At 65.5% G+C, this 18158-nt stretch carries 15 protein-coding genes; 9 read left to right on the top strand and 6 right to left on the bottom strand.

What is annotated here, in order from left to right; all coding sequences use genetic code 11:
* Positions 1 to 34: 34 nt before the first annotated feature.
* Entirely contained in the window at positions 35 to 622 is a 588-nt protein-coding gene (locus ACY34H_RS23285) for a flavin reductase family protein (protein ID WP_464979849.1), read from the top strand.
* 59 nt (positions 623 to 681) lie between these two features.
* Here ACY34H_RS23285 and ACY34H_RS23280 read toward each other — a convergent pair whose 3' ends face one another.
* The 3 genes from ACY34H_RS23280 to ACY34H_RS23270 form a co-directional block, all read right to left on the bottom strand.
* Positions 682 to 2538 (bottom strand): ABC transporter ATP-binding protein/permease, encoded by a 1857-nt coding sequence (locus ACY34H_RS23280; protein WP_464979848.1) that lies wholly within the window; start codon positions 2536 to 2538, stop codon positions 682 to 684.
* Positions 2539 to 2722: 184 nt separating this feature from the next.
* Positions 2723 to 3196, bottom strand: coding sequence for a putative quinol monooxygenase (locus ACY34H_RS23275; protein ID WP_464979847.1), 474 nt, complete (start codon positions 3194 to 3196; stop codon positions 2723 to 2725).
* Positions 3197 to 3287: 91 nt separating this feature from the next.
* Complete coding sequence (locus ACY34H_RS23270; protein ID WP_464979846.1) at positions 3288 to 4586, bottom strand: MFS transporter; 1299 nt, start codon at positions 4584 to 4586, stop codon at positions 3288 to 3290.
* Between the two features lie 192 nt (positions 4587 to 4778).
* Between ACY34H_RS23270 and ACY34H_RS23265 the strand changes: the two genes are divergently transcribed.
* The gene (locus ACY34H_RS23265) at positions 4779 to 6458 is read left to right on the top strand and encodes an AMP-binding protein (protein ID WP_464979845.1); all 1680 of its coding nucleotides are present in this window, start codon (positions 4779 to 4781) and stop codon (positions 6456 to 6458) included.
* A 103-nt stretch (positions 6459 to 6561) separates the two neighbouring features.
* Here ACY34H_RS23265 and ACY34H_RS23260 read toward each other — a convergent pair whose 3' ends face one another.
* Positions 6562 to 8334 (bottom strand): glycoside hydrolase family 9 protein, encoded by a 1773-nt coding sequence (locus ACY34H_RS23260; protein WP_464979844.1) that lies wholly within the window; start codon positions 8332 to 8334, stop codon positions 6562 to 6564.
* 350 nt (positions 8335 to 8684) lie between these two features.
* Between ACY34H_RS23260 and ACY34H_RS23255 the strand changes: the two genes are divergently transcribed.
* The 4 genes from ACY34H_RS23255 (at position 8685) to ACY34H_RS23240 (ending at position 11368) form a co-directional block, all read left to right on the top strand.
* Positions 8685 to 9077, top strand: a complete 393-nt coding sequence (locus ACY34H_RS23255; protein ID WP_464979843.1) for a hypothetical protein — start codon at positions 8685 to 8687, stop codon at positions 9075 to 9077.
* Between the two features lie 162 nt (positions 9078 to 9239).
* Positions 9240 to 10055, top strand: a complete 816-nt coding sequence (locus ACY34H_RS23250; protein WP_464979842.1) for a 4'-phosphopantetheinyl transferase family protein — start codon at positions 9240 to 9242, stop codon at positions 10053 to 10055.
* A gap of 350 nt (positions 10056 to 10405) precedes the next feature.
* Complete coding sequence (locus tag ACY34H_RS23245; RefSeq protein ID WP_464979841.1) at positions 10406 to 10987, top strand: acyl-homoserine-lactone synthase; 582 nt, start codon at positions 10406 to 10408, stop codon at positions 10985 to 10987.
* 72 nt (positions 10988 to 11059) lie between these two features.
* Complete coding sequence (locus ACY34H_RS23240; RefSeq protein ID WP_464979840.1) at positions 11060 to 11368, top strand: helix-turn-helix domain-containing protein; 309 nt, start codon at positions 11060 to 11062, stop codon at positions 11366 to 11368.
* Positions 11369 to 11379: 11 nt separating this feature from the next.
* Here ACY34H_RS23240 and ACY34H_RS23235 read toward each other — a convergent pair whose 3' ends face one another.
* Together ACY34H_RS23235 and ACY34H_RS23230 are read right to left on the bottom strand one after the other, a co-directional pair.
* The gene (locus ACY34H_RS23235; RefSeq protein ID WP_464979839.1) at positions 11380 to 12147 is read right to left on the bottom strand and encodes a helix-turn-helix transcriptional regulator; all 768 of its coding nucleotides are present in this window, start codon (positions 12145 to 12147) and stop codon (positions 11380 to 11382) included.
* A gap of 232 nt (positions 12148 to 12379) precedes the next feature.
* Positions 12380 to 14662 (bottom strand): rhamnogalacturonan lyase family protein, encoded by a 2283-nt coding sequence (locus ACY34H_RS23230; RefSeq protein WP_464979838.1) that lies wholly within the window; start codon positions 14660 to 14662, stop codon positions 12380 to 12382.
* Positions 14663 to 14937: 275 nt separating this feature from the next.
* On the opposite strand from ACY34H_RS23230, the gene ACY34H_RS23225 reads away from it, so the two are divergent.
* The 3 genes from ACY34H_RS23225 (at position 14938) to ACY34H_RS23215 (ending at position 18158) form a co-directional block, all read left to right on the top strand.
* Positions 14938 to 16731, top strand: coding sequence for a glycoside hydrolase family 2 protein (locus tag ACY34H_RS23225; RefSeq protein ID WP_464979837.1), 1794 nt, complete (start codon positions 14938 to 14940; stop codon positions 16729 to 16731).
* Positions 16732 to 16927: 196 nt separating this feature from the next.
* On the top strand, positions 16928 to 17794 hold the full coding sequence (locus ACY34H_RS23220; RefSeq protein ID WP_464979836.1) for an STAS domain-containing protein: 867 nt from the start codon (positions 16928 to 16930) through the stop codon (positions 17792 to 17794).
* 7 nt (positions 17795 to 17801) lie between these two features.
* Entirely contained in the window at positions 17802 to 18158 is a 357-nt protein-coding gene (locus ACY34H_RS23215; protein ID WP_464979835.1) for an STAS domain-containing protein, read from the top strand.

Here is an 18158-nt window from a genome sequence, read left to right as displayed (position 1 = left end):
CCGGCACCAGCATCGAACCAATCAAGGAATCCACATGAACGACCATATCGCAGCGGTACCGCTGGACAAAGCCTACCGCCTTCTCAACCACGGGCCGACGGTGCTCGTGTCTGCCCGCCATGACGGTGTCGACAACGTCATGGCGGCGGCATGGGCCTGCGCACTGGACTATGCACCGCCCAAGCTGACCGTCGTCCTCGACAAGGGCGCGGCGACCCGCGCGCTGGTCGAGAACAGCGGGCGCTTCGTGATCCAGGTGCCCACCGTACGGCAACTCGACCTGACCTTCCAGGTGGGCCACCGCAGCCTGGCCCGGGAACCGGACAAGCTGGTGCACAGCGGTGTCGAACTGTTCGGCATGCCGGGCGTCGACCTGCCGTTCGTCGCGGACTGTTCGGCATGGCTCGCCTGCCGGGTGCTGCCCGAACCGCGCAACGAGGCGACGTACGACCTGTTCATCGGCGAAGTCGAAGGCGCCTGGTCGGACACCCGGGTATTCAAGGATGGCCACTGGCATTTCGAGACCGCCGATCCCGGCCTGCGCAGCCTGCACTACATCGCCGGCGGCTTTTTCTATGCGATCGGCGAGCCCATGCGCGCCGGGCAAGCGATACCGGAATAAGGGCCCCATGCCGGCGGCCTGCCGGGATTGCTGCCTTGTTCTTCCTGCGATCTTTCCCGCTAGCCTGCCGCGGCCACTTCAAGCGGCAACGCCACCTGCGGGGCGGTACCGGTGCCGCGCAAGGCGGCAACCGGCTCATCGAACTGGAAGCCGCTGGCCTCATGCAGCTTCCAGCCGCCCTCGCCCGTCAGGTGCAGCACGTGGGTATGGTGGCGCAGTACCGCGGGACGGTGCGCGATGCTGATCAGCGTGGTGCCGCTGTCGCGCAGGCGTGCATACAGCGATGCTTCGTTGGCGCTGTCGAGCGCACTGGTCGCTTCGTCCAGGATCACGATGCCCGGCCCGTGCACCAGCACGCGGCCGAATGCCAGCCGCTGCTGTTCGCCGACCGACAACAGCTTGGCCCAGTCCTGCACGGCATCCAGGCCGCCCACGCGCCCCGCCAGGTGCGGCAGGTGAACCTGCTGCAGGATCTCCAGCAACTGCTCGTCGTCCAGGTCCGATGCGGCGCTGGGATAGATCAGCTGGCTGCGCAGCGTCCCCGGCTGCAGGTAAGGCTGCTGGGGCAGGAAAAAGAATTCTTCCATGGGTGGGTGATGGATCACGCCGCTGCCCGTATGCCACAGGCCGGCGATTGCCCGCAGCAGCGAGCTCTTGCCGCAACCGCTGTCGCCGGTGATCAGCAGCGCATCGCCCGGCTTCACGGCCAGCGACAGCTCCTTGATGAGCACCCGTTCGGACTGCGGCGGATGCAGCGTCAGTGCCTCCAGCGCAAGATGTTGCCCCTGCCGCGTCTGGATGCGCGCGTGCTTGCCGTCGCCGACGGCCTTGGCCTGCGCATCGGGCAGCACGAGGTTCGACAGCGCCTGCAGGCGGCCGATCCCGGCCACGAAGCGGCTCAGGCTTTCGAAGTTATCGACGATGATGCCCACCGCGGCCAGCACGGCGGTGAATGCCCCCGCCGCCTGGATCGCCCGCCCCACCTCCAGCCTGCCCGACAGCACGCCTTCGGCCAGGATCACGAAAGGCAGCACCAGCGTGAGCTGGCTGAACGTGCGCTGGAACAGGTTGAGCGACCGCTGCCGCTTGATCAGCCGCGAGAAATTGTGGATCACCTTGTCGAACTTGCCGTCGATGTGCGCGCGTTCCTGTGCTTCGCCGCGGTAGAAGGCGATCGATTCGGCATTCTCGCGCAGGCGCATCAGGCTGAAACGAAAATCCGCCTCGCGCCGCAGCTGCCAGAAATTCAGGTGGATCAGCGGTGTGCCGAACACCCACAAGGCGACCACGGTGCCGACCAGCGCATACACCGCCAGCACGCCCACCAGCAGGTGCGAGATCGACCACAGCACGGCGCTGAATGCCACCAGCTGCATGATCGAGCCCAGGAAGATCAGCAGGAAGTGAATGGACCTTCCGGTAAAGGTGTTGATGTCCTCGCTGATGCGCTGGTCGGGATTGTCGATCTCGCCATCCGATCCCAGCTCGTAGTACTTGCGCCGTTTCAGGTAGCCATCGAGGAAGCGGCCGGTCAGCCAGCGCCGCCACTGGTTGGCGAACACGTCGCGCATGTAGTAGTAGAAGGCATAGATCGGTACCGCGAACGCCAGGATCATCAGGCAGGCGCGCACCGAAGTCCAGAAGCGGTCGCCGTTCTTGCCGGCCAGTGCCGACGTCATCTCGCCGGCCTGGTTGTTCAGCATGACGGCCAGCTGCGTCTCGACCAGCATCAGCGCGATCAGCAGCACCAGCAGCAGCCAGGCCTGCTTTTTCTGGTCTTCGAGCCAGTAGGGCTTGGCCACGCTGACGAACTGCTTCCATGCCGCGAGCGACAGGGGCGCGGCCCGTTGCCGTTTTTTCGGTGCCGCGGTCTCATCGTGGGCTGCGCTGTTGCGCGCGGGGGGCGGCGTCTTCATGTGTGTGGTTTCCGTGATCACCCAGGTGCGGAGATGCTGCCTGGATATGTCCCAGCATACGGCCAGGAACGTAAACGTTCGGTGCGGAAACAGACATAAGAACCATTATCGTTTCCAGACAGAAAAGACGGCGGACGAGGCCAGTAGCCGCGCAAGCCTGCCTCGGTGCGGCGACCGCAGCGGGCTAGCGGTCCTGCATCTTCCTGAACATCTTGCCCATGGTTTGCGCATCGATCGCCTGCATGTCGACCAGCTTCAGCGATTTGACCATGTGCAGTGTCGTGGACTTGTACTTCAGGAAGTGCGGCGTCTTCAGGTGCGCCTCGTAGGCCTGGCGATCGGCGTACATCTCGAGAATCCTGAACTCGGTATCGCTGTCGCGCCGGGTCATCGGGAAGATGGCGATCACGCCCGGTTCCAGCCGTATCGACGCCTCGGCTTCCTCCTTGAGAATCGCCTTGTACGCGTCGAGATGCTGCGCGTGGACCGCAATCTCCGAGATCCGCACCATCATTGCGTGCTCCTGCGCATGGGCCAGGCTGGAGGCGAACAGCAGCCACGCCGGGACCAGGGCGGCGAGAAGCCTCCGCATCCGCTTCGACCATGGCAGGCCACGGGTTTGCCGGAATTTCATCGGCGGGATCGTCCATAGGGTCATGCTTGCCTCCTTGAGTGAATACATCGCCATTGCGCGCGCGGAAAGTTGCCGCCGCTTGTCTATCGTACCGGCCGATCCTGGCACGGATCGGTCACGCCACCGTTGCCTCATGTTCCGGAATCGGCCGCACCACCAGGAACAGGTACGACATCGCGCCCAGGAAGGCCATGCCCGCTCCCGTCAGCAGCGCCGGCACGAACGACCAGGTCTGCGCGATGTAGCCGGTCAGCACCGGGGCCAGCGCGCCGCCCAGGAAGCCGCCGAAATTCTGCAGCGCGCCGAGCGAACCCACGCCGCTCGGCGGTGCCACCACCGTGGCCAGCGACCACGCGCAGGCCGACGAGGCGTTGGCCAGGAAGATCACGATGGAAATGCATGCCACGGCCACCACGTTGCTCTCGGCCAGCGCGGCCGGGATCGTGAAGGCCACCATGCCCAGCGTGGCCACGACCACCGCGTTGCGCCTGCCTGCCACCTTCGATGCCGTCATGCGGGCAACGCGGTCGGACGCCCAGCCCGCCACCAGCGCGCCGGCAAAACCGCACAGGAACGGGATCGACGCGGCAATGCCGGCCTGCGCCAGGTCCATGTGGCGCTCGGTGCGCAGGTAGCCCGGCAGCCAGGTCAGGAATACCCAGTTCAGGTACACGGAACCGAAAAAGCCCAGCATCATGCCCCACGTTGCGCGGTAGCGGAACAGTGCCCGCCAGGCGGCAAGACCGGCGGCCGGCGCGGCCTCGCGGCCCTCGTCCAGTTCCAGATACGCGCGCTCGGCGGGAGTCAGCTCGTGGCGCACCGGGTCCCTGTAAACGCTGATCCAGATGATGGCCGCCACGATGCCGAGCGCGCCGGTCACGAAGAAGGCCCAGTGCCAGCTCGTGGCGGCAATCAGCGGCGGCAGGCACAAGGGTGCCAGCGCCACGCCCAGCGGCGAGGCCGAATTGAAGATGCCGGTCGGCGTGCCGCGCGAGCGCGCCGGGAACCAGTTGCTGACGACACGCGCGGCTGCCGGGAATTGCGGCGCCTCGCCGATGCCCAGCGCGATCCGCACGAGCAGGAACCAGCCGAACGTCGATGCAAGCCCGCCGGCGGCCTGCGCCAGCGACCACAGCACCAGGCCGGCACCGAGCAGCCAGCGCGGCCCTATCTTGTCGACCAGTACTCCCACCGGCAACTGGCAGATCGCGTAGCTCCATGAAAACGCCGACAGCAGCACGCCCATCTCGCCCAGCGACAGGCCGAGGTCGGCGCGGATGTACTCGTTGGCCACGGCCAGCGTGGCGCGGTCCAGGTAATTGATGACGCCGCAGACCAGCAGCAGCGCAAGCGAGATCGCCTGGCTGCGGCGGATGCGGGGAGGTATGGCGTCGGCGGCCGGGCGATTGGACATGGTCGGATGCAGCCTGCGCCGTGCTTGCGGCAACGGGTCGGCGGCTTGTAGTCAATGAGGAAAATGACGCCGAGTATAGTTCACCGGACATGGCATGGCCAAAGAATCGACGGCCTGGCAGCGTGGCGGAACCGGCGCGGCACGGGCATTACAATGTCCCGGCAGCACAGACCACAATGACATGGAGACAACATGCAGCAAAGCCTGAGCTATGTACACGGAGCGCACGACGTTCCGCTGATCGGTGAAACCATCGGTTCCTTTCTTTCCGGCGTGGCCGCGCGCCATGGCGGCAATGACGCGCTCGTCGTCCCCCATCAGCACGTGCGCTGGAGCTATGCCGAACTCGATGCCCGCGTCACCCGCCTTGCCGCCGGCCTGCTGGCGCTGGGCCTGCAACCCGGCGACCGCGTCGGCATCTGGTCTCAGAACTGCGCCGAGTGGGTGCTCGTGCAGTTCGCGACGGCGCGTGCCGGCCTCATCATGGTCAATATCAACCCGGCTTACCGGCGCAGCGAACTCGAGTACGTCCTGGGCAAGGTGAAGTGCGCGGCCCTGATCCTGGCACCCGCGTTCAAGTCGAGCGATTACCTGGCCATCGTCGGCGATGTCGTTCCCGAATTACGCAGCAGCAAGCCCGGCAAGCTCCGCGCCGCGGCATTGCCGCACCTGCGGCACGTGATACGGCTCGGTGCCGGCACGACGCCCGGCATGCACAACTTCGACGACCTGCTTGCCGCGCCCGATCCCGCGCAACTGGAGGACCTGGCCGCCATCGAAGCCGCGCTGCAGTTCGACGAACCGGTCAACATCCAGTTCACCTCGGGCACCACCGGCGCGCCGAAGGGTGCCACGCTCACCCACCACAACATCCTGAACAACGGCTTCTTCGTCGGCGAGGCAATGCGGCTCACGCACCGCGACAGGCTGTGCATTCCCGTGCCGCTGTATCACTGCTTCGGCATGGTGCTCGGCAACCTGGCCTGCGTGACGCATGGCGCGGCGATGGTATTCCCCGGGGAGAGCTTCGAGCCGAAGGCGGTGCTGGAAACGGTGCAGGCGGAACACTGCACCGGCCTGCATGGCGTGCCGACCATGTTCATCAGCCTGCTCGATCATCCGGACTTCGGCCGGTACGACCTGTCCACGCTGCGCACCGGCATCATGGCCGGCTCGCCCTGCCCCGCCGAAGTGATGGGCCGCGTCATCGAGCGGATGCACCTGGCCGAGATCACCATCGCCTACGGCATGACCGAAACCTCGCCGGTCAGCTTCCAGAGTTCGGTCGACGACCCGGTGCCGCTGCGGGTATCGACGATCGGCCGCATTCACCCGCACCTGGAAGCGAAGATCGTCGATGCCGCCGGGCGCATCGTGCCGCGCGGCGTCAAGGGCGAACTGCTGACACGCGGCTACTCCGTCATGCTCGGCTACTGGGACGACGAGGACAAGACCCGCGAAGCCATCGACGCGGCGGGCTGGATGCATACCGGCGACCTGGCCGTCATCGACGAACAGGGCTTCGCGGCCATCGTCGGCCGCGCCAAGGACATGGTGATCCGCGGCGGCGAGAATATCTACCCGCGCGAGATCGAGGAATTCCTGTACCGCCACCCGAAGGTGCTCGACGTGCAGTGCGTCGGCGTGCCGGATCCGAAATACGGCGAGGAACTGTGCGCCTGCATCGTGCTGCGCCCCGGCATGGCGGCGGACGAGGCCGAGATCCGTGCCTTTTGCCAGGGCCAGATCGCCCACTACAAGGTGCCGCGCTACGTGCGCTTCGTCAGCGGCTTTCCGATGACGGTGACCGGCAAGATCCAGAAGTACGTGCTGCGCCAGCAGGTGACGACGGAACTGGGCCTGGCCGGTTGATGCCGGCCGGCTGGCGTGGCAACGGCGCCGCCATGCGGCAGCGCCGTTCGTACAACCATGCTGATTGCAACCGTGCCGATTGCAACTGTGCCGATCGACCGCCCTATTTCGCGGCCGCCGGCGTCAGTGCCTGCACCCCGGCCGACACGTAGACCAGCGGCGCGTTCCAGTTGATCGCCACCTCGTTGCTGGCATAGGAACACGCATGGTCCAGGTACGATTTGGCCGGCAGGGATGACGGATAAGGTGCCGGGCAATCCTTCTTGTCCTGCTGGGCGGGCTGCGGTCCGCCGACGATCCAGCCCGGCACCGGCGCGTCGATGCCGTCGGCTTCCGATGGCCGGTGGTGCGGGTGCATCGGCGAGCGCGCACCGAAGCCGGTAACGAACGAGATGCCGACGGCATTGCGGCCCAGCGCGTAGTCGAGGCCCGCCTGTGCCGCGTCCAGGTAGTCGCGCTTGTCCGTGATCCGGTAGCCGTGCAGCAGCACCATTGCCTGGTTCAGCGCCACCGCGCTGCTGCCCCAGATGTAGTCGGCGGGCTGCATCGGAATGCCGTAGGCCGACTTCTTCCAGCCCGCGGCCAGGCTGGCGGACAGCGCGTCGATCCGGCTGGCGATCAGTGCCTGGTCTGCCGCCGCGTTCAGTTGCTTGCGGTGCCGCGCCAGCGACATCCACGCCAGGCCGCGCACTTCGGCCCACGACGGCACTGTGGCCTGCAGCGCCGGCGCGTTCATCGCCTTGTAGTACGCCGCGTCGCCGGTGGTGATGAACAGCTCGGCCGCGGCCCAGCCGAATTCGTCGCTCACGTCCTTGTCGCCGTACTCGCCGGTCGCCACGTCCTTGGGCTGCTGGTAGTAGACCCGGGGGTTGGCCTGCGCCCACTGCCACGCCGCCTTCGAGGCCGCCAGCATCCGCGCCGACATGCCGGGCAACTGCTTTTCAAAGGGTGCGTAAACACGGCTGGCGGTGGCCATCACGGCGGCGAAGTTCAGCGCCGCGGCCGTGGTTTTCTGCACCACGTAGCGCGGCTGCGTGGCCTGGTCCGGCATCACCATGCCATCGAAACTCAGGTTGGTCAGCTTGTGGTACACGCCGCCGTCGGCCGGGTCCTGCATCGTCAGCATCCATTCCAGGTTCCACAGTGCTTCGTCGAGCAGGTCCGGCAAGGCATTGCCGCTCTCGGGAATGTTCAGGTCCTGGGCCTTGAACAAGGCTGGAAAATCCTCCCAGGCCGCCAGCAGCGTGTACGTGGTGATGCCGGAGTTGACGATGTACTTGTTGTAGTCGCCCGCGTCGTACCATCCCTTGGGGCTGGCGATCACGCTGCCGGTTGGCCGCGCCGGCGAGGCGGCCGACGCATGGACCAGCACGCGTGTGTCCGGATGGCCCGCTGCGCGCTTGAAGACGCCGGCGTGCCGTTCATCCAGCGCAATGGCCGTGCGATTGAAATAGAAAGCCTTGATCGACGCGGCGTTCACGGCCTGGAATACACCCGCGCCCACGTCGAACGGCGGCGAATCGGGCAAGCCCGCGACCCGCACCTGGTAGCGCCCCGGCGTGGCCAGCTGCGTGAACGTCGCCAGCCGCACCCGGTCGCCGGACTCGGGCGATGCCGCCGCCGGCGCCAGTGCGCCTTCCAGCACCACGGTATCGGTGCCGGCCTTGACGATGGCGAAGGTGCGCGCCGCGCCATCGGGCACCACGGCAACTTTCGCCGCTCCCGGCAGGAAGCCGAGCTGGTTGATCCCGATCGTGGCCGACGCGGGCTGCGGCGTCGCTGCCGCAGCGACGCCGGGAAGGGCCAGGCAGGCGAACGGCACCATCAGGGCCGGCAGCTTGCGCAAGGGGATGAAGCGCAGTGGGTCGTGTCTCAATGTCTTATTCCTTCGCTGATTGTTCAGGGCAGGTGAAATCGTTTTCACTCCCCGATGGTCGCGCACTTCCCGAAGAAGATCAACTTGCACTGCAGCAGTGCCGGCCGATGCGCGCCGGCGACGCATCGCGGCGCGGATGGCAGCGCGCACCGGCCGGCCACTACCTATCAATTCTGCTAGTGATCCGGCCTCGCCGGTTCTGGTTTAATACTCTGTACTGGACACCTTGCCGGACACTCGCCGGCGCGGCCAGGCCGGACCAAACAGACCAACCATTCACGAATGCGATGCGCGGGGCGGCAATGGCCGCGGCCCGCCTGTCTCGGGCATCCTGACGTAAGGAGACGATCTTGCATCATCTGCTGATCCTGGCTCGCGGCGATGCGCGCACCTATTGCTCCGCCGATGGCGGTTCCCTGCTGGATGGCCTTCCCTTCGAAGTGACGCTGTTCGCCGACCATGGCGACGGGCCGGCCCTGCGCGCCCTGGAAGGCGAGCATGAAATCTTCGTCGTGCGCTGGAACGATGGGCGCGCCGTCGCCGGCCGCGCCGCGCAACTGCACACCGCGGTGCCATTCACCGCCGTGGCCGCATTCGACGAACGGCTGGTCGGCCTGGCCGCCCAGATCCGCGACGCGCTCGGCCTGGCCGGCATGTCGATGCGGGCGGCCGAACTGTTTCACCAGGTACTGCGCAACCGCATGGCAGGCGCCGAATGGCAGGCTGCCTGCCTGGAGTATTAGTCATCGCGCGTCCTTCCCCGCATCACCGGGTGTTCCCGTCCAGGCCCTTGGGGGCCGGTCACGAAAACCTGCCTCCTTGCGCGGCCAGTACCGTGCCGGGCGCCTGACTGCTTGTCACCTGGCCAGCCTGCGGCTGTTGCCCACCCTTTGACGAGGCATACGATGCACGATGCAAACCTGCAACTGCTACCGCTGGCAATGCCGCTGCCGCTGCCCTTGCCTGTCGATCCCCGCGACCTGCCGGCGCGCAACGCGGTGGCGGTCTACCTGATGGAACTGCAACCGCCGGTCGATCCGGCACGGATCGATGTGTACCTGCCCCTGCTCGCGGTCGGCGAACTGGCGCGCTGGCGCGCGATCCGGCCCTGGGAACGCCAGTGGCAGTACCTGCAAAGCCGCGTGCTGCAGCGTGTCGTGCTGGGAGCCTATGTGGATGACGATCCGCGCGCGCTGGCATTTACACGCGACCGGTGGGGCCGGCCGAGCCTGGCCGGGCATGAGCAGTTGCATTTCAGCCTGTCGCACTGCGCATCGCACGTGGCACTGGCGATCGGCAGCGACCCTCTGCTGGGCGTGGAAGTGGCGGCCGTGGTGCCGGTGCGCCGCGGCTTCCTGCAACTCGCCCGCCGGCTGTTCCACCCGGACGAGCTGGCGCAGCTGCACGCCTGTCCCGAAGAGCGCCGCTACGGCCGCTTCCTTGAACTGTGGACGCTGAAGAAAGCCTACCGGAACGCGCTGGGATCCGGCATGCACAAGCCGATGGCCGATTGCGGTTTCGTGCGCATGCCGGAAGGACTGATCGTCGCCCGGGACCGGGCGCCGCTGCCGGAGCGCGCGGCGCCGGACGCGTTCATCGCCCAGCGCCGCATGCGCGACTGCCAGATCGCCCTCGCCTACCGCCGTGGCCGCCCCGTGCGGTTCCGCTACCTGCACGGCAGTTCGGCGCTGCCCTGGCCGGAAACAGCCGCTGCCTCCTGATACGGCGCTACGGACGTGCCAGCGGCTGGCTGGGGAATGGCAGGTGATTGGCTGCTCCACGCATGCCGGTCTGATATTCAGTGTGCTTAATTCCCGGCACGGTGAGGATATTCATCCATTCGCCACTGAAAGAGTTCGCTTCCTAGCAGCGAAACAGTTTTTTGTCCCTATCAGATCTACCAGTATGGCATGGTCCTTTCCCTAGCAGCTCGGGGAGTTATTAAGTTTAGCCAGGACGCATAAAGTACCTACATCAACTGCATTAAAAAGGCAGAGCGGCAGGATAGCGAGATATAGGTAACAGATCAAAAGTCCGGAATTAACGAGATAATCCAACAGGGAGATATATCATGGCTTCGATGATTCAAATTGGTCAGCGTCAGGAATTTTCCCGCAACGAACTGCGCGCCATTCACGTGCTGCGCGCCAAGGTATTCCGCGACCGCATGGGCTGGGATGTCCCGGTGCTGGACGGCATGGAAATCGACGGCTATGACGCCCTCGAACCCCATTACATGGTGATCCGCGACGATGCCAGCCAGGTGTGCGGCTGCTGGCGCATGATGCCGACCGAAGGCCCTTATATGCTGAAAGATACCTTCCCGCAGCTGCTGCATGGCGCCGCCGCGCCGGTGGATGGGCAGGTATGGGAACTGAGCCGCTTCGCGATCGAAACCGAGGGCGACTCCAGGTTCGGTTTCGCGGAACGGGCGCTCGCCGCCATGCGCGGCATCGTGACCTTCGCCGACCAGCACGGCATTCGCAAGTACGTGACCGTGACGACGACCGCCGTGGAACGCCTGCTGCGTCATACCGGCGTCGAAACTACCCGCATGGGCCCGCCATTGCAGATCGGCGTGGAACGCGCGGTGGCGCTGGAAATCCACCTGGGCGATAAAACCCGTGCGGCGCTGTTCGGCACCATTCATTGAAATAACAATGCCGGCGCGCGATGGACGCGCCGGCGCCTTGCTCAATTCATGTCAACTATATCGGGTTTTATCATGAACAAAATCGATCGTTTCGGTCTCGCCCAATGGATGCCGGCTCCGCAATTCAATGTGGAAATGCCGGAAACGCACACGATGACGCAGCATGATCACGACCTGATTCGCGACCTGCGTTATGTCATGCATGAAAACCAGACACAATTCTGGCGCCGCTTCGGTGTTACGCAAACGCAGGGCAGCCGCTTCGAGCGCGGCCGGAGCATTCCGCTGCCGGTGCTGCTGCTGATCCGGCTGTACCTGCTCCGTATCGTGGGCGACGATCACCTGCAAACGGTTCGTGCGCCGGAGTTCGGCAAGGCCTGAGGCACGCGTGCCTAGCCCGGCAGGTCGATCAACCCCAGCCGTATCGCCTTGATCACCACGTCGTTGCGGCGGCTGACGCCGAACTTGGCACGCAGGTTACTGATATGGAAATTCACGCCGGCTTCCGAGATGTTCAGGATGCGGCCGATTTCCCAGGCCGTCTTGCCGGCGCACATCCATTGCAGGCAATCGCGCTCGCGTGCCGTCAGCACCGGCACGTTTTCAGCGGGCGCCGCCGCGCTTGCGTGCACATACTGGTGCAGCGAATCGAAGGCCACGTCGCGCAATAGCGCAAGGGCGCCAAGGTTCTGGTTCAGGTCTTTCAGGAAATCCGGCCCCGGGTTGCCGTCGCGCACGCAGGTCAGCATGCCGATCTCGCCATCCACGCCGCGGATCGGCAACGTGACGCCCACCTTCAATCCGAATGCGGAGGCTTCCTCGTACAGCGCCTGCTGTTCGGTCGTCTTGAACGATTGCGGCAGCCATACAAATGGCGAGCTGGAGCGGAAACAGTATTCCACCGTGGGATCGGCAGCGCGCAGGTTGTTGCGATCGTAGTGGTCGCGCCACTGGCCCGGGTAATTACTGCGCAGGTAAACCTCGCCGATATTGACCTTCGGCTGCGGGATCACGGCAAACATCACGTTGTCGAACCCCAGCTCGCGCGCCGCCGCCTGCAGGCGCAGCACGGCATCCGGCTCGTTCGCCGCATTCATCAGCGCATCGTAAGGGGAGAAATAGCCCGGCATCAGGCCGGCACTGCCAGGTACCTCATCCATGCCGTCCCTCCAGAATGCTCGGAAAACCCTCTGCTGCGGGCCGGCTCGGCTGCCGGGGAAAAAATATCTTAACATGAACATTTTAACAATCAATCACCCAGGGCGGTAAAAAGCGTTGCCCTGTTGCGGCGCAATACATATAAGTAGCGTCCTGGAATGGCCACGACCGAGAACCGCCGCATGCGCGGCGGTTTTTTTTGTTGATGCAGTGCAGCAGGAATCAGGGCTGGAATCAGGGCTGCGGCACCACCAGCTCATCGATATGCGCCAGCCCCATTCCCGTCGAACGAAGCTTCAGCGTGTTGTTCCGCCCCGCCGCCAGCGCCACCGGCACGGGCAGTGTCGACCAGCGGTTCCAGCCGCCGGTCGGCGGGAACACGATGGGCCAGGACTTGCCGTTTACTTCCAGCACACCCGCTTTCGGCAGCACGCCGCCGTTCGCGTAGCGAAGCTTCACGAGCCTGACGCCGCCGCTGCCGCCATCGAGGTGGCTGAACAGCGCGCTGCCGCCCCTGGCCGGGAAATCGACGAAGCCGGGGCCGCGGTAGCCGTCGCGATCGACGGCAACGGCCGTGCCACCGGCGAGCGTGGCGTCCTCGGCCTGGATCGCGCCACTGCCGGCATAGCGGATATTCGGCCGCGGCGGCGTGGCCATGCCGTCGCCGAGGTAGTAATCCGGCAGGCCCGATTGCATGTAGCCCTTGATCGTCATGTGGTTGCGGTAGGCCGGGTTATGCGCCATCGTGTACAGGCGCCTGTCGGTGGGGATATTGGTCGTGAAGATCACCAGCTCGGAATAGGTCGGATTGACCAGCACGACTTCGGTGCGCCAGTCGCCCAGGATATCGCCGAAGAACATCGGGTTGTGGTCCCAGATCTTCGGCGAACCGTAAGCAGCGCTGGACATCGTCAGCAGCCGCGGCGTCGCGTTGGTGCGGGTCGGTGCGAGCGGATTCCACTTCTCGATCTTGTAGTCGTTCAGGCCTTCGGCCAGCACGTCGCCATCCCACCAGATCGAATGGGTCGGATACGGACGCAGGTTGACGTCCGGCTCGGTCAGCGTATCGGTCGCGCCGTTGAACAGGCCGGAGAACGACCACACTTCATAGCCGGGGTAGCGCGGATCGACGTCGCCGACCAGGCCGCGGCCGACGTCGCGCAGCACGCCATCGGTATTCGAGTGGCCCCACAGCACGTTGCCGTTGGTGGCATCGTAGTAGTACTCCAGCAGGCCGTTCGGGTTGTTCTGCTGTACACCGTAGCCCTGCAGGCCGGGGCTGGCCGGATCGAGCTTGCCGATGAAGAAGCGGTCGCCATGCACGACGCCGGGCAGGATGTAGCGCAGCGTGCCGTCGCTGTTGACCATGAAGTTACCGGTCGCCATTTCATCCCTGCCGTCGCCATCGACGTCGATCACGCGCATCTGGTGCGATGCCTGCCGCGCATCGCCCGGCGGCATCGGCAGCTTCCAGTTCTCGGTGATCTCGCCGCCCTTCCAGCTCCACGATGCGAACACGTCGTTGAAACTCTTGTTGGCATTGCGGTTGCGCCCCCAGAAATAGATGCTGGGGTTGAGACCGTCCGGGTAGCCGATGCCGAACTGTGTGCCGAGCGGGCCGGCGGCGGCGAAGTCGTCGGGGAACGGCCGGGTGGCCAGCGGCGTGCCGTTCAGGCCATTCAGGATCGCCACGTGCTGCTGGCTGGGGTTCTCGTCCGCGAAGGTGCTGCCGTCGCCGAACGTCACGCCGGCGGCCACCTTGAGGATCACCTCGGCCTTGCCGTCGCCGTTCATGTCGTACACGGTCACGCCGTCGTACATGCCCATGCTGAGCGTGGTCGGCCCGGGGCTGATGTTGTAGGTCTTGATGCTGCCCGGGCCCAGGTCGATCTGCCACAGCCGCGTGCCGTCGCGCTTGTAGGCTTCCAGCTTCTGCGGCGCCGTCGCGTAGTCGTCGTTCTCGGTAAACGGGGCGATGCGGTCGATCACGAAGTCATACTCGCCGTCGCCATCCAGGTCGCCCACCCAGACATACTTGGTGCGCCAGCCGGGCCCCGGCAGTTCGGACAGCGGTACCCGAACGATCGGCTCCACCGCATGGTTGGCCGACAGCGAGAACCGCGCGCCCGCCTCCTCCTGCGCCGCCGCGGTGGCCGGCCTGACGATGTAGGTGTTTTCGAGCGCCAGGTCGGCGGTGGTGTCGGTGAAGTTCGTGGCCCCCGTCAGCGGTGCGGCATTCAGCTTGACCGGCGCGGCGCCATTGCTGGAACGGTACACATTGAAGCCCAGGCTGGCTGGATCCAGGCCGAGCAGGCGCCAGCTGACGAACACGGCATTCTCCGCGGTACGCATCGCGATCACGCCGCGGCCGAGCTTTTCCATCACGCGTGGCGGATGGGAAGATGCGGCGGGCGGTTCCGCCGATGCGGCCGTACCGCCAAAGGCGGCCAGCAAGGCGCCGGCCACCAGTGCCGGCATGGTGCGGCGCGCGGGTTTTCCTGCACGAACCTGTTGCATGGTTTGTCTCCTGTCGTGGTTGAAAGGGGTGCTGCGGGTGAGGCGGGGCCGGGCGGGATTGCCGCCCCGGCGGAATCAGTCGAGAGCGCTGAAATATTAGTATGTCAATGATGGTAGACCGGTCTTTCCTTCAATTGGCACGGTCAACGGCAGTTCTCACGAACTTGAGCGAGGTAACGGGACGGCTGCAACAGGCAACCGCAACCTGCATCCCGGGCGCGCATCCGGTCGAATCCGTGCGGCGGCCAACTCCCGTATCGCGCTAACATGCCGCGATGACCACGACCGACATCCTCCACCCCCGCCCCCAGCTGACCCGCCCCGACTGGATCAGCCTCGACGGCACCTGGGAATTCGCGTTCGACGATGACGACCAGGGCCGCAACGATGGCTGGCACGATGGCCGCGCCTTGCCGCGCTCGATCGAGGTGCCGTTTCCATACCAGAGCGAGCGCTCCGGCATCGGCACGCAGGACGTGCATGAAATCGTCTGGTATGCCCGCACGTTCGACGTGCCGGAAGCATGGCGCGGCAACGCACCCGGCGAACCGCGCGACCTGCTGCTGCACTTCGGCGCCGTCGACTACAGCACCGAAGTGTGGATCAACGGCCGGCTGGCGGGCCGCAACCGCGGCGGCCATGTGCCGTTCTCGTTCAATATCGCGCCCTTCCTCGTGGAGGGCGCCAACCGCATCACGCTGCGCGTGGAAGACCGGCAGGACATGTACCAGCCGCGCGGCAAGCAGTCGTCGTCCGGCAAGCCGGTACGCATCTATTACTGGTGCACCACCGGTATCTGGCAGACCGTGTGGCTGGAGCCGGCGCCGGCGCTGCGCATCGACTCGCTGCGCTGGCTGAAGACGGATCCCGACGGGCGTCTGTCGGTCGAGGTCCACCTGCATGCGCCATCGGCCGGCTGGACGGTGGAGCTCGACGTGCTCGACGAAACCGGCAACCGGGTCGCCTTCGCGCAGGCGGAAACGCGCTTCGCCACCGCCACGCTGGATGCCCGGATCGATGCGCCGCAAGCCTGGTCGCCCGATCGTCCCTACCTGTACGGCCTGCGCGTGCGGCTGGCGGCCGGCGGCCGGGTGCTGGACGAAATCGGCTCCTACTGCGGCCTGCGCCGCTTCGAGGCGCACGAAGGCCACTTCCGCCTGAACGGCGAGCGCACCTTCCTGCTGATGGTGCTCGACCAGGGCTACTGGCCCGATACCAACCTGGCCGCGCCATCCGTGGACGCGCTGCGCACGGATGCCGAATGGGTCAAGCGCCTGGGTTTCAATGCCGTGCGCAAGCACCAGAAAATCGAGGACGAGCGCTGGCTGTACTGGTGCGACCGGCTCGGCCTGCTGGTATGGGAAGAAATGCCGAACACGCGCAGCTGGTCGCTCGATGCCGAGGAAGCGCTGCTGTCGGAGTGGGAGCGCGCCGTGGAGCGCGATGCCGGGCACCCGTGCATCGTGGCCTGGGTGCCCTTGGTGGAAAGCTTCGGCTTCCCCGCCCTGTACCGCCATCCGGGCCAGCAGGCGTTCATCGAGAAACTCGTGCTGCGCACGCGCCGGCTCGATCCGGGCCGCCTGGTGGTTGACAACGACGGCTGGGAACACACCGATCTGACCGATGTGTGCTCGATCCACGATTACACGCAGCCCGGTCACAAGCTGGCCGCGCGCTACGCCGAAACCCTCGAGACCGGCGTGCCTCCGCTGAAAGGCTGGTACAAGGACAAGCCGCTGTTCCTGCCCGGCGGCGAGTACCGCGGCCAGCCGATCGTGCTGTCGGAAGTGGGCGGCTTCCTCAGCGAACCGGAGGAATCGGCGCCGCGCGACCGGCTGTTCGATTACTACGGCAGCGTGCGTTCCGGGGATGAACTGCTGGCGCGCTACCGCGACCTGGTCGACAGCCTGGCCACCCTCACCTTCCTGGCCGGCGCCTGCTACACGCAGTTCACCGACGTCGAACATGAAAAGAACGGCCTGCTCACGTTCGACCGCCAGCCCAAGGTCGATCCCGAAGAAATTGCCTCCCTGCACCGCGCGCTGCTGGAACGCTACCGGAACGGCTGAGCTCGAGTAGTCGGACCGCGGTTCGACTGCCGGGCGCAAGGCATGGGCCTGGCCATGCCCGCACCTACTCAGCCATTCGACGCAAAGTTGCTATGACGAAAAACGAATCGTGTGGCGTGGAAATATTTCAAACCGTATCATTACGTCCTGTGTTGGACTGTTACACTGATTCGTTTGAAATTTTTCCGGAGATCGCATGAGCATGGCAACGACCGGCCACCTGGCCAAGATCCTTACCGACAACCAGGAAACCTTGCTGGAAGGCTGGATGAGCGGGATGCTGTCCCGCATGGTGCGCCGCGACAAGGCTGCAGAGGGCGAGATCCGCCAGCAGGCTGGCCGCTTCCTCGCACTGGTTGCCCGCACGGTCGGGACCGGGCAGTCCTATGACTTCGACGCGCCGGCCTGGGCCGAAGTGCGCCAGTTGCTGACCGAGATGTCCGCCGCGCGCGTGCGCCAGGGCTTTTCGCCGACCGAAACCGCCACGTTCATCTTTTCGCTGAAAGAGCCGCTGTTCGGCTTGCTTCGCACCAGCCTGGCCGCCGATCCGGCGGCGCTGGCTGCCGAGATGGGCGACACGGGCGCGCTGTTCGACCGCATGGGCCTGTTTACGATCGAGGAATACCAGCGCAGCCGCGAAAGCGTGATCATGCGCCAGCAACAGGAACTGCTGGAGCTGTCCACGCCGGTCGTGCAGCTGTGGAAGGACGTACTGGCGCTGCCGCTGATCGGCACGCTCGACAGCGCCCGTACCCAGATCGTGATGGAAAACCTGCTGCAGAAGATCATCGAGACGGGCGCCTCGATCGCCATCATCGACATCACCGGCGTGCCCACCGTCGATACGCTGGTGGCGCAGCACCTGCTGAAAACCGTCGCGGCGGCGCGCCTGATGGGCGCCGACTGCATCATCAGCGGCATCCGTCCGCAGATTGCGCAGACCATTGTGCACCTGGGAGTGAACCTGGAAGACGTGACCACCAAGGCCACGCTGGCCGATGCCTTCCTGGTGGCGCTGAAACGCGTGGGCGCCACCGTGGTGCGCGCCGAAGCGGCAGTCTGAGGCAGCCATGGACCGTATCCCCATTCTGAAGATGGGCGAACTGCTGCTGGTCACGATCCAGGTCGACATGCACGACCGGCTCGCGATGACGCTGCAGGACGACCTGACCGCGCGCATCGTCAAGGACCGCGCGCGCGGCGTGCTGATCGACATCTCGGCGCTGGACATCGTCGACTCGTTCATCGGCCGCATGATCAGCAACACGGCGGCGATGGCACGCATCCTCGATGCGCGCACGGTGCTGGTCGGCATGCAGCCGGCCGTGGCCATCACGCTGGTCGAGCTGGGCCTCACGCTGCATGGCGTGCAGACGGCACTGAACGTCGAAAAGGGCGTCAAGTTGCTGAAACAAAGCGCGGACTAA

Source organism: Pseudoduganella sp. jia 9 (assembly GCF_055502615.1).
The sequence above is the reverse complement of the archived record's forward strand: the minus strand, read 5'-3'. Positions and strand labels throughout refer to the sequence as shown.